General features: G+C 58.2%; 13 protein-coding genes. 5 read left to right on the forward strand and 8 right to left on the reverse strand.

All coding sequences use genetic code 11. The features are described from left to right. The coding region (locus IV01_RS27165; protein WP_229636159.1) for a hypothetical protein at positions 1 to 97 on the reverse strand (97 nt) is incomplete at its 3' end. Positions 98 to 345: 248 nt separating this feature from the next. Here IV01_RS27165 and rpiA point away from each other — a divergent pair. Further along, on the forward strand, positions 346 to 1,017 hold the full coding sequence (gene rpiA, locus IV01_RS03740) for a ribose-5-phosphate isomerase RpiA (RefSeq protein WP_032631015.1): 672 nt from the start codon (positions 346 to 348) through the stop codon (positions 1,015 to 1,017). A 142-nt stretch (positions 1,018 to 1,159) separates the two neighbouring features. On the opposite strand, the gene IV01_RS03735 is transcribed toward rpiA, so the two are convergent. From IV01_RS03735 to IV01_RS03720, 4 genes are all read right to left on the reverse strand, one after another. Continuing rightward, a complete protein-coding gene (locus tag IV01_RS03735) occupies positions 1,160 to 2,065 on the reverse strand; it encodes an SdiA-regulated domain-containing protein (RefSeq protein ID WP_032631016.1) in 906 nt (301 codons plus the stop codon). A gap of 278 nt (positions 2,066 to 2,343) precedes the next feature. Beyond that, positions 2,344 to 3,264: an SdiA-regulated domain-containing protein gene (locus IV01_RS03730; RefSeq protein ID WP_032631017.1), complete on the reverse strand. Its 921-nt coding sequence runs from the start codon at positions 3,262 to 3,264 to the stop codon at positions 2,344 to 2,346. A 174-nt stretch (positions 3,265 to 3,438) separates the two neighbouring features. Further along, positions 3,439 to 4,104, reverse strand: coding sequence for a fumarylacetoacetate hydrolase family protein (locus IV01_RS03725; RefSeq protein ID WP_032631018.1), 666 nt, complete (start codon positions 4,102 to 4,104; stop codon positions 3,439 to 3,441). A 29-nt stretch (positions 4,105 to 4,133) separates the two neighbouring features. Then, positions 4,134 to 5,528 (reverse strand): FAD-binding oxidoreductase, encoded by a 1,395-nt coding sequence (locus IV01_RS03720; protein WP_032631020.1) that lies wholly within the window; start codon positions 5,526 to 5,528, stop codon positions 4,134 to 4,136. A gap of 167 nt (positions 5,529 to 5,695) precedes the next feature. On the opposite strand from IV01_RS03720, the gene serA reads away from it, so the two are divergent. Further along, positions 5,696 to 6,925, forward strand: coding sequence for a phosphoglycerate dehydrogenase (gene serA, locus IV01_RS03715; protein ID WP_032631021.1), 1,230 nt, complete (start codon positions 5,696 to 5,698; stop codon positions 6,923 to 6,925). Positions 6,926 to 6,996: 71 nt separating this feature from the next. Next, the gene (locus IV01_RS0125480) at positions 6,997 to 7,521 is read left to right on the forward strand and encodes a GNAT family N-acetyltransferase (protein ID WP_050507924.1); all 525 of its coding nucleotides are present in this window, start codon (positions 6,997 to 6,999) and stop codon (positions 7,519 to 7,521) included. Positions 7,522 to 7,651: 130 nt separating this feature from the next. Here IV01_RS0125480 and IV01_RS03710 read toward each other — a convergent pair whose 3' ends face one another. Both IV01_RS03710 and IV01_RS03705 read right to left on the reverse strand, forming a co-directional pair. Beyond that, the gene (locus tag IV01_RS03710; protein WP_032631023.1) at positions 7,652 to 8,089 is read right to left on the reverse strand and encodes a DUF4399 domain-containing protein; all 438 of its coding nucleotides are present in this window, start codon (positions 8,087 to 8,089) and stop codon (positions 7,652 to 7,654) included. Positions 8,090 to 8,326: 237 nt separating this feature from the next. Continuing rightward, entirely contained in the window at positions 8,327 to 8,947 is a 621-nt protein-coding gene (locus tag IV01_RS03705) for a 2OG-Fe(II) oxygenase (RefSeq protein WP_032631025.1), read from the reverse strand. Positions 8,948 to 9,085: 138 nt separating this feature from the next. Here IV01_RS03705 and IV01_RS03700 point away from each other — a divergent pair, with 138 nt between their 5' ends. Next, on the forward strand, positions 9,086 to 9,844 hold the full coding sequence (locus tag IV01_RS03700; protein WP_032631026.1) for a DUF2059 domain-containing protein: 759 nt from the start codon (positions 9,086 to 9,088) through the stop codon (positions 9,842 to 9,844). A 6-nt stretch (positions 9,845 to 9,850) separates the two neighbouring features. Here IV01_RS03700 and IV01_RS03695 read toward each other — a convergent pair whose 3' ends face one another. Further along, on the reverse strand, positions 9,851 to 10,798 hold the full coding sequence (locus tag IV01_RS03695; protein ID WP_032631027.1) for an alpha/beta hydrolase: 948 nt from the start codon (positions 10,796 to 10,798) through the stop codon (positions 9,851 to 9,853). A gap of 92 nt (positions 10,799 to 10,890) precedes the next feature. Between IV01_RS03695 and IV01_RS03690 the strand changes: the two genes are divergently transcribed. Further along, positions 10,891 to 11,463 carry a DUF6436 domain-containing protein gene (locus IV01_RS03690; RefSeq protein WP_032631028.1) on the forward strand — a complete coding sequence of 191 codons (573 nt, stop codon included), beginning with the start codon at positions 10,891 to 10,893 and terminating at the stop codon, positions 11,461 to 11,463. The last annotated feature ends 549 nt before the right edge of the window (positions 11,464 to 12,012 follow it).

Genomic DNA, 12,012 nt, shown 5'->3' on the forward strand with positions numbered 1-12,012 from the left:
GGCGCTCGGACAGCTGACGGGCACCTTGCAGCGGGGTTTCCACGGCGATGTCGTATACGCGGGAGGTGAGGATCTTTTTGACGTATTGCTCAAGCATCGGGGCGACATCACTGGCAGGAAGGGGCAAGGGCTTGAAGTCTAACCCGCACTCCGACACACGACCATACGAATCACGGGGCTTTGCAGCTGGCAAGTCGCTATAATACCGGCCCTTTTCCTCGACCTGTAGGAGCGCGCTTGCCCGCGATGGCATCGGCACATCCAACGTTGATGGCGCCTGAGACAACGCAATCGCGGGCAAGCGTGCTCCTACGGGTCCATATCTTCGGCATCCGTGGAGCCCGCATGAACCAGGACCAACTCAAGCAAGCCGTGGCGCAGGCCGCCGTGGATTTCATCCTGCCGAAGCTGGACGACAAAAGCATCGTCGGCGTCGGCACCGGATCCACCGCTAACTGCTTCATTGATGCACTGTCTCAGCACAAAGGTGCCTTCGATGGCGCAGTGGCCAGCTCCGAAGCGACGGCTGCACGCCTCAAAGGCCATGGCATTCCGGTTTATGAGCTCAATACTGTCAGCGACCTGGAGTTCTACATCGATGGCGCGGATGAGAGCGACGAGCATCTGAACCTGATCAAAGGTGGCGGCGCCGCACTAACTCGGGAAAAAATCGTCGCCGCCGTGGCCAAAACGTTCATCTGCATCGCCGACGCCAGCAAGCTGGTGCCCGTGCTGGGCGCGTTCCCGCTGCCGGTGGAAGTCATCCCAATGGCGCGCAGCCATGTGGCCCGCCAATTGGTGAAGCTGGGCGGCGACCCGGTTTACCGCGAAGGCGTACTGACCGACAACGGCAACATCATTCTCGATGTGCACAACATGAACATCACCAACCCGGTGGAACTGGAAAGCCAGATCAATGCCATCGTCGGCGTGGTCACTAACGGCCTGTTCGCGGCGCGGCCTGCGGACCTGCTGTTGCTGGGGACGAGTGAAGGGGTGAAGACGCTGAAGCGTTGATGCCGTGATCCTGCATTTTTGATGGACCTGTGGGAGCGAGCTTGCTCGCGAAGAGCCAGTTCAGACGAAACATCTTCCGAGACTGGAAAACTGTCTTCGCGAGCAAGCTCGCTCCCACAAGAAATTGCAATGTCATGTTTCTTTACTGCTTTTTGAACACGTAAAACAGATTCGGCTCGCTGGTCACGTACAACGTGCCCTCCTCATCCATGGCCAGGCCTTCTGCCTGGGGCACGTCTTTACGCAGACCCATCGAGCCTTTGCTCAACGAGACGTTGGCAACCGCGCGCCCTTTGGTATCCAGCTCTACGATCTGTCGCGACTCATCGGACAACGCCAGCAAATGCCCGCTACGCTCATCGAACTGGAGGCTGGAAATATCCCGTACAAACAGCCCGGCATCGCGCTTGGCGTCAGATGACACCTCTATCACGCTTGGCGTATCGGTATTCAGATTCGGAAAGCCGCGCACTTCGATGATCTGTGTCGGCCGGCGCTCTTTGGCGACGAAAAGTCGCTGCCCTTTGGTGTCGTACGCCAGTCCTTCATAGCCATTGTTACTGCCTGCTCCAATACCCAACGTAAGTTGCTCGGCATCGGCCGCATCCAGAAACGTCGTGTCATCAGCGATATGCACTTTGATCAGGCGCTGCTTGCGCTCATCGCTGATGACGTAAATCCCGGGGCTGATGTACTCCACCGCCTCGGCATCGCCAAAGCCTGTCAGGGGGATGCGCCGCAAGATGCGGCCATCCAGGCTCAGCTCGACCATTTCGGCATTTTGATTGGTTACGGTAAACAGACTTTTGCGGTCCGGATCGTAACTCAACGCCGAGACATCATCCACGAGGCCATCAATGACCTTGCCTTCAATCACGACCTTGTAGTCATTCAGGCCAATAGCGGGCACATCTTTGTCCTGCCAAAGCAAATGCCAGTTGAACGAGACCCGCTCAACAACGCGATATTCACGATTGGCAAAAAAGCCCAGCAGCGCCAGCAGGATTACAAAAAGTACAAGAAACGTTCGGGAAGCAGACAGGCGCATTTGCACGGCTCAAGGGTTGGGCGGGCAGCATAGATAACATGCAAAGATGAATTGAAGCTTAATGGCGGCGGGCCATCAGACGCCACCGATTCTCTGGGAAATACTATGTTTGTCCGTAAGCGGGTGTAACGACGTGGGACCGGCTTTAGCCGGGAAGGCGACATTTCTAAAGATAAATATGGCGTGGATGTACTGGCCTCTTCCCGGCTAAAGCCGGTCCCACGTCGTCATCCCGACTTGAGAGCAAACATAGAATCTCCACACAATTTGGAGAGGGATTACTTTTTCTTAAACGAATAAAACAGATTCGGCTCGCTGACGATATACAGATTGCCGTCTTCGTCGAACGCCACACCTTCGGCGCGGGGGATGGTTTTTTTCAAGCCGTTGAGGCCGCCCAGCAAGGTCATGAAACTCACCTGCTTGCCTTTCTCGTCCAGCTCCAGAAGCATATGCGAGTCGGCGGACAGCGCAAGGGTATGGCCGGTGCGGGGATCGATAGTCAATGAAGACAGATTGCGCAGGTCCAGGGCGTTGCTGACGACCTTCTGTTTGTCGCCCTTGAGCTGGTCGCTGCCATCACTCTTCCAGGTGAACATCGCGGCAGGGCGCTCTTCGCCCAATATCAGCTGCTGATTACGCGGGTCCCAGGCCAGCGCCTCGAACGCCTTGTTTTGGTCCTTCGAAGGGCCAAGGTCATATTTCGGGAAATCGGCAATGTTCAGGGTGGTGGTTTGCGGCGTGACTTTAACAATGGTCAAGTGGTGCTGGCGCTCGTCGACGATGGCCATGAAGCCGTTTTCCAGTACAGCGACCGCCTCAGGATTGCTCCAGCCCACCAGCGGGATCTTGCGCAGTACGTCGCCTTTAAGCGTCAGCTCCACCAGAAACGGGTTCTTGCCCATGACCGAGAAGAGCGTTTTGGTTATCGGGTTATAGGACAGGTCGGAGGCTTCATCCTTTTCCATGCCTGGCAACAGTTTGGCATCAATATCGACCACGTAGTCCGGCAGCCAGATGCTGGCGGTGCGCTCAGACTCGCTTTCAAAACGCTCTCCTAGCCACAGCAGGCCGCGGTCATCCCAGTGCATCGCGAAAGCAATGCCATAACCGATCACAACGGCGAGCAACAGCCAGGCGTACCAACGCAGGCCGAGCAGACGGCGTGAGGGTTTGCGTGGCAACGAAGGGCTGGTCATGAGCGTTCCTGGAGAGGTGACAATCAGATGGCACAGAGCCCCGCGCGGGGCTGGAAGCCGGATTATCCAGATCAATTGTGAAAAAAACGCCAATTGAGCCGATTCAGCGCGCCCCAGAACGAAAAAGCCGCCTGCGACGGACATCGCGGGCGGCTTTTGGTCAAGCGTCGATAATCAGCGAACGCTGCTTTCAAACGCCTTCTGACCGACCAGCTCAATCACAAGCTCGTCGCCGGCCAGCAGCGGGCCGACGCCTGCCGGGGTGCCGGTCATGATGACGTCGCCAGCTTGCAGCGAGAAGCAGGCTGCCATGTGCTGAATGATTGGCACGATCGGGTTAAGCATGTCGCGGCTGTTGCCGTCCTGACGCACTTCACCGTTGATGGTCAGGCGAATGCCGATGTCGGTCAGGTCGGCGAAGGTATCAGCCGACACAAACGGGGCGAGCACGGCTGCGCCATCGAAGCTTTTGGCTTCTTCCCACGGATAGCCCTTGTCGCGCAGTTTGGTCTGCAAGTCGCGCAGCGTCAGGTCCAGACCCGGGGCGAAACCGGAAATCGCGTCCAGCACTTCTTCACGACTTGGGCTTTTGCTCAGCGGTTTGCCGATCAGCACGACGATTTCGGCTTCGTAATGCACAGCGCCGCGATCAGCAGGGATGGTGAAGCCGCCTTCCAGCGCAACCACAGCGCTGCCCGGCTTGATGAACAGCAAAGGCTCGGTGGGCACAGCGTTGTTCAGTTCTTTAGCGTGCTCGGCGTAGTTACGGCCAACGCAGACCGCCTTGCCCATCGGGAAATGGATGCTCGTTCCGTCGACATACTTGTGCTGATAGCTCATGGCGGCTCCTAGGTCTCGGTGTGGTCAGATTAAACAGCGAAGATTTTGCCAGGGTTCATGATGCCGTTCGGATCGAACACGGCCTTGACCGCTTTCATGTACTCGATTTCCACCGGCGAACGACTGTACTCCAGGTAATCACGTTTGGTCATGCCCACGCCGTGCTCGGCGGAAATGGAGCCGTTGTACTTCTGCACGGTTTCGAACACCCATTTGTTGACCTTGGCGCACTTGACGAAGAACTCTTCCTTGTCGAGGGCCTCAGGCTTGAGGATGTTCAAGTGCAGGTTGCCATCGCCGATGTGGCCGTACCACAGCACTTCGAAGTCCGGGTAGTACTCGGCAACGATGGCGTCGATTTCACTCAGGAAGGCCGGCACTTTCGAAACTGTTACTGAAATGTCGTTCTTGTAAGGCGTGAAGTGGGAGATGGTCTCGGAGATGTACTCGCGCAGCTTCCACAGGTTTTGCAGCTGCTGTTCGCTCTGGCTCATCACGCCATCCTGCACCCAGCCTTGCTCGACGCAATGCTCAAAGGTCGCCAGCGCTTCGTTGGCGATGTCTTCGGTGGTGGCTTCGAATTCCAGCAGCACGTAGAACGGGCACGGGGTGTCGAATGGGGATGGAACGTCACCGCGACTCATCACCCGGGCGAAGGCCTTGTCTGAGAAGAACTCGAAAGCAGTCAGGTCCAGCTTGCCGTGGAAGGCATGCAGCACGGGCATGATCGAATCGAAGTCCGTAGTCCCCAGCACCATGGCCGTCAGGTTTTTCGGCGCACGATCAAGGCGCATGGTGGCCTCGACCACAAAGCCCAGCGTCCCTTCGCCACCAATGAACAGCTGACGCAAATCGTAGCCGGTAGCGTTTTTGATCAGATCCTTGTTCAGCTCAAGGATGTCGCCTTTACCGGTGACGACTTTGAGACCCGCGACCCAGTTACGCGTCATGCCGTAGCGAATGACCTTGATCCCGCCGGCGTTGGTGCCGATATTGCCGCCAATCTGGCTGGAACCCGACGATGCAAAGTCCACCGGGTAGTACAGGCCGTTTTCTTCGGCGAGGTTTTGCAACTGCTTGGTGATCACGCCCGGCTGGACGCGCGCCGTGCGCTCGGTGAGATTGAGTTCCAGCACCTGGTTCATGTAATCGAACGAAACCACCACTTCACCGTTGGCCGCCACCGCAGCAGCGGAGAGGCCGGTACGACCGCCGGAAGGCACCAGCGCGACCTTGTGCTTGTTCGCCCAACGGACGATGGCCTGTACCTGTTCGATAGTCTTGGGAAACACGATGGCGGTCGGCGCAGGCGGATATTGCTTGGTCCAGTCCTTGCCATATGCCTCAAGGGAGTCGGCATCGGTCAGCACCTTTCCAGGCTCAACCAGGGTCTTCAGCTCATCTATCAACGCAGGATGGGTCATCGACGGAACTCTCGAACAATTCATGGTCATCCTGAGAACGGTTCACGTCCAGGAATGGGGTTTCGCGGGGTGCATATGCTAGCATACGCCCCCCGCTAATCGAGCTTTTGGCCGATATGCGCACGCTTCACTTACTGCCAATTTCTCCGGGACACAGGTTAAAGCAGATGAGCAAGACTTCCCTCGACAAGAGCAAGATCAAGTTCCTTCTTCTCGAAGGCGTCCATCAATCCGCTGTGGATGTCCTCAAGGCCGCCGGCTACACCAGCATCGAGTACCACACCAAGTCTCTGCCGGAAGCCGAACTGAAAGAAAAGATCGCCGACGCTCACTTCATCGGTATTCGCTCGCGCACCCAACTGACCGAAGAGATGTTCGACCACGCCAAGAAACTGGTCGCGGTTGGCTGTTTCTGCATCGGTACCAACCAGGTTGACCTGAACGCAGCCCGCGAACGCGGTATCGCTGTATTCAACGCGCCCTACTCCAACACCCGTTCGGTTGCCGAGCTGGTCCTGGCCGAAGCGATCCTGCTGCTGCGCGGCATCCCGGAGAAGAACGCCTCCTGCCACCGTGGTGGCTGGATCAAGAGCGCTGCCAACTCCTTCGAAATCCGTGGCAAGAAACTGGGCATCATCGGCTACGGCTCGATCGGTACCCAATTGTCTGTCCTGGCCGAAAGCCTCGGCATGCAGGTGTTCTTCTACGATCCGCTGACCAAGCTGCCACTGGGCAACGCGACCCAGGTCGCCAGCCTGACCGAGCTGCTGGGCCTGGCCGATATCGTTTCTCTGCATGTGCCTGAGCTGCCATCCACCCAATGGATGATCGGCGAAAAAGAAATCCGCGCCATGAAGAAAGGCGCGATCCTGATCAACGCCGCTCGCGGTACGGTCGTGGAACTGAACGCCCTGGCTGACGCGATCAAAGACAAGCACCTGATCGGCGCTGCTATCGATGTGTTCCCGGTAGAGCCACGTTCCAACGACGATATCTTTGAAAGCCCGCTGCGTGGCCTGGACAATGTGATCCTGACCCCGCACATCGGTGGTTCGACTGCCGAAGCCCAGGCCAACATCGGTCTGGAAGTGGCTGAGAAGCTGGTCAAGTACAGCGACAACGGTACCTCGGTATCGTCGGTCAACTTCCCGGAAGTGGCCCTGCCCGCTCACCCTGGCAAGCACCGTCTGCTGCACATCCACCAGAACATCCCGGGCGTGCTGATGGAGATCAACAAGGTCTTCGCTGAAAACGGCATCAACATTTCCGGTCAGTTCCTGCAGACCAACGAGAAAGTCGGCTACGTAGTCATCGACGTCGATGCCGAGTACTCCGATCTGGCTCAGGAAAAGCTGCAGCACATCAAAGGCACAATTCGCAGCCGCGTATTGTTCTAAGCTTTGATCGCTGGACAAAAGGAGACCTTCGGGTCTCCTTTTTCATGGACGCAAGAAAAGGTCAAAATGACATGACACCCACTGAAATCTACATCCGCCAAGCAAACACAACGGACCTGCCAAGCCTGTTGAAATTGCAGAAAGCCAATCAGATTGCCCAAGGCGGCTCTTTGGCGGCAGAGCTGAGCGCTGTTCAAATCGAGCAAATGATGGCCGACATGCCGCAGATCGTCGCTTGCCGGGGAAGCGAGGTGGTTGCCTTCCTGATGACCACTTCGCAGGACGTCAGCAAAGAGCGACCATTGCTGATCATCGATAAAACCCTTGAGGCTTATCCCTGGGCCGACCCGGACGCCTATATCTACGGTCCGGTCTGCGTCAGCGACAGTGAGCGCGGCAAGCGGCTCGCGCAGTTGATGTTCGGAAAACTGCTGGAGCTTGAGCCCAATCGCCAGGGCGTACTGTTCATTCGTGGCGACAACGAAGCGTCGCTACGCGCACATCGCCGAATGGGCATGAGCAAGGTGGGTGAATTCACGCTCAGTGCAGCGGTGTTTCATGTGTTTGCTTATAAAAACTGCCCTGCTGTCAGATAGAAGACCTGTGGGAGCGAATTCATTCGCGAAAGCGTTGTGTCAGACACAGGTGCTTACCCCGTCGGACGCCTTCGCGAATGAATTCGCTCCCACAGAAAAGAATTCCAAGCGAATGTCACGCTGCGGCTGATTACCGAACGTTGATCGTAATCGCCCGAGACTCAACCGAAGGGTTCAGCGGAATGTGGCTTTTGTCGCCCATCAGCAATTGCAGGGTGTGGCGACCGGGCGGGAGGCTGATTTCGGTTTCAGTCTGGCCTTTGCCGAAATGACGGATGTTGTCGGTCACGGGCAGCGGCTGGTTCATGTCCGGCTGGTCTTTCACATCAATCAGCAGGTGATGATGCCCGGTATCCGGCACATCCACACCAGCAGGCGCGACGCCCATGCCGCGCAGACCGAACTGGACCTTGACGGGGTTTTGTACGGTTTCGCCATTTTGTGGCGAGATGATGTACACCTCGGCTCCGGCAGGCGACGCCGTACGCGGCAGATCGGCGGCACTGACCATCAGCGATGCCCCGAGCAACAGGCTGGCGAGGGCAGTTTTTGCGCAAAGGGTGTTCATGGGCTCTCCGTTTTGGGTGCGACGTGCCATTAACCATAGCGTGATGCTTGGTTACCCGCATGGAGACCAGAGGTTTATGACAAAGGTTTCATGTGGCAGACAGGGACATAACCCGTGGGAGCAAGCTTGCTTGCGAAGAGGCAGGTACAGCCGGAATATTGTCAGCGCCTGGACTACCGTCTTCGCAAGCAAGCTTGCTCCCACAGATTCAATCCAGCCAAAGATCTGCGCGAATTTTCAGAACACCCCATCCCCACGCCGCCGAAACCAGCCCGTCAGGGAAAGCCGATCGCGGGTGGCGGGCAAGACTTCGTGGGGTATTTCGCCAGACATGAAAACCACCAGGCTCCCGCCGCTCGGTTGTACCTCATGCTCAGCATCGTCCAGGAACATGCGCAACTGACCGCCATGTTCCGGCAGCCAGGCATCGTTGAGATACATCACAGCCGAGACCATACGTCGGTCATCATCGCGGAAACGGTCCACATGTTTGAGGTAAAAAGCACCCGGCGGATAGAGGGCGAAGTGGCTTTCGAAGTCTTCCAGGCCCAGAAACAACCCGCGATTGAGCGCCAGACGCAGGCTGTCCATCAACTCCAGATAAGCATCGCAGGGCTCGGCCTGACCGGGCTCGATCCATTGAATACGGTCCCCCCGGATACCCTCGCGAATCTCCTGAAAAGGTCCGCGCCCCACAGCAGCAGGCGCCAGCTCACCCTCGGACGCACGTTTACGGCACTCAGCGGCCAGCTCGAGGGTCAGGCTCTCGGGCAGGAAGATGTTTTGCTGCGACCAGCCGCGTGCGGCCAGATCGTCGACGATTCGTAACAGCAGCGGGTGATCGGAGGTGATTTGCATGGCGCATAGTATCCAGCCGCCTCTGAATCGGGAAGCACAGCATTGAACCTGACGCCAAGCCCATGAAATATCAGAGGGTCAGGCTCGACAAAGCCCCGCCGGGACCCGGAGAATAGCGGCCTGCCGACAGGAGTCCCTATGCGCCGTTTGTTTGTTGTGTTGTTGATGTTCTGCACGATGCCCGCCTGGGCAGACAGCTATGACCAGTTGTACAAGGTCGCCGGCTGGCCGGAACAGCGCGCGCATTTCAGCGATGCCCTCAAGGCTGCGCAGCAACGTTATCGCAATAGCCTGCCGCCTGCGGTCTACGAGGCACTGGTCAACAACAGCAATCAGCGTTTTGCCGCCCAGGCCATGGATCAGCGCGCCGAGAAACGCCTGCGCGACAGTCTGCGCGACCCAACTCCGGCCCTTAAATTCTTCCAGTCGCCGCTGGGGCGCAAGATCGTCAATGCTGAGTTGACCGCCACTCGCCCTGATCAACTGGCGAAAAACGCCCAGGGTCTGCCGCAGATTCAAGCCGATGCCACCCGCCAATTGCTGATTGGCCACCTCGCCCAGGCGTTACCCGCCAAACAGGCCGGTGCCGAAGTGAGCCTGGCGATTGCCGGTGTCGCCGCCGACAGCCTGAGCCAGATGATCCCCGGCTTGCTCGGCGGCGGTCAGGCTCAAGGCATGCTCGATGGCCAGCGGGAACGGCTGATGGCGCAAATCGCTGCCGATATGAACAACACACTGCTGTATGTTTATCGCGATTTGTCTGACCCGGAGTTGGAAGAGTTCTCCACCTTCGCCGAATCCGCCGACGGCAAAGCCTATTATCAAGCTGCACTGGCGGCGATTCGTGCCGGCTTGGCGGTCGGGCAGAGTTCGTCGAGCCTGGCTCCTGGGCAGTAACCTGCTTCAGCCGGTCGACGACAGCTTCAGTTTCTGCTCCACAAACGCCAGATATTGCGTACGCAACTCCGGCAGCTCGTTGGCCAGATGATGCCGGGCCTGCTTGAGCATCAGTATCTTGGGCTGGCGGAATTTCTCGTTAAGCACCGCAAGGTTATGACCCCAGTCAACGGTCATATCGGCCTCGCCCTGAATAATGATAGGGCTGCGCAGGCTGGCGGGGGCTGACTCCACACGCTGAATCCAGCGCGCCAGCGCGCCGACCCAAGCGGTTGGCAAACGGCGGGGCTGCAACGGGTCAGCCATCAAAAACGGCAGAAATGCCGGAGCATTCGAGTTTTCACTGAACCGCCGAGCGATGCCTGTCACGAAGGGTTTGAGCAGGTAATAGCTAAGCTTTGACCAACCCCAGGCGCGCGGCCTGACCAGCGGCGCCAGCAGGATCACCTGACCTTGAGCGGGACTTTGATCACCATGATTGAGCAAATGATCGATCAGAATCGCGCCACCCGTGCTTTGCCCGCAAAGATGCCACGGCTGGGGCAATTGCAGCTTCGAAGCCTCCTCGAACAGACGTTCAAGAACAGTCTGATACTCAGCAAAATCATTAATGCTGGCCCGCGAGCCGCTGGAAAGACCATGCCCCGGCAGATCGCAGGAAATCACTGCGAAGCCCATTTTCATTGCCCAATCGATCAGGTGCCGGAACAGCCCCATGTGGTCATAAAAACCATGCACCAGAAACAAGGTTGCCACCGGCTGATCGGGAATCCATACCTGACCGACGATTTCGTAGCCGCCAACATCCATCCGGCCCAGCCAGCTGCGCACCGAGCCTGCCCCCGTCACGCTGTAAAAACGCTGGTAAGCCCGGCCATTGCTACAAAGCGGCTGGGCAGCGCTGAGCGGTTGCAAGCTGGCGCGCAGAGCGTCGGGGTCGAACGTGGCAGACATGGCGATACCGGTAAGGCGAGGGACGGTGCGCCGATATTCATCTGTATTGCAAACCATGGCAAGGCAGGCGAGCAGGACCGGGCGCGAGCGATATGAAATCCTCTCGGCGCAATACCTTGATGAGCACCTTGCTCGCCCTGCTCTGCGCCGCAGCGCTCTGGGCCGGCTATGACTGGTTTCAAGGACGCTACTTGCGGCCATTCAGTGAGCAAGCGGTTTTTTTCGCCGGAGATACGCTGACGCTGCCCTCTGAACTGGCAGGTCCTGGGCGGATTCGGCTGGTGCACTTCTGGGACCCGGCCTGCCCATGCAACGTCGGCAATCAACAACATCTGAGCGAGTTGACCGAGCACTTCGGTGGCGCGGGCGGTGTGGATTTCTACTCGGTGCAAAAGCCCGGCAGCCACGGCCAACTACCTGCAACGCTTAGCGCCATCAATCCTTTGGCGAATCTGCCCGGCGCCGAGCACATCCCGGCCAGCCCGGCTGTTGCGATCTGGGATCAGAACGGCAAACTCGCCTACTTCGGCCCCTACAGCGAAGGGCTGACCTGCAATTCCAGCAACAGCTTCATCGAACCCATCCTGCAAGCTCTCAGCACCGGCCGCCCTGTGGACGCCACGCATACCATGGCGGTGGGGTGTTATTGCGGGTGGGGTAAGTAAGGTACACAGGTTCGGTGGTCGGCTGTAGGAGCCGAGCTTGCTCGCGATGAACGATGGCGCGGTGTGCCTGACAGACCGAGGTCCTATATCGCGGGCAAGCCTCGCTCCAACAGGCTTTGGTGATCCGTAGGAGCGCGCTTGCCCGCGAAGAACGATGACGCAGTGTGCCTGACAAACCGCGTCGCCCTTATCGCGGGCAAGCCTCGCTCCAACAGGTTTTGGTGATCCGTAGGAGCGCGCTTGCCCGCGAAGAACGATAACGCGATTTGCCTGACAAACCGCGTCGCCCTTATCGCGGGCAAGCACCGCTCCAACAGGTTTTGGTGATCCGTAGGAGCGCGCTTGCCCGCGAAGAACGATGACGCGATTTGCCTGACAGACCGCGTCGCCCTTATCGCGGGCAAGCCTCGCTCCAACAGGCTTTGGTGATCCGTAGGAGCGCGCTTGCCCGCGAAGAACGATGACGCGGCGTGCCTGACAGACCGCGTCGCCCTTATCGCGGGCAAGCCTCGCTCCAACAGGTTTTGGTGATCCGTAGGAGCGCGCTTG

Origin of the sequence: Pseudomonas syringae (genome assembly GCF_000737245.1) — a bacterium.
GTDB lineage: Bacteria > Pseudomonadota > Gammaproteobacteria > Pseudomonadales > Pseudomonadaceae > Aquipseudomonas > Aquipseudomonas syringae_J.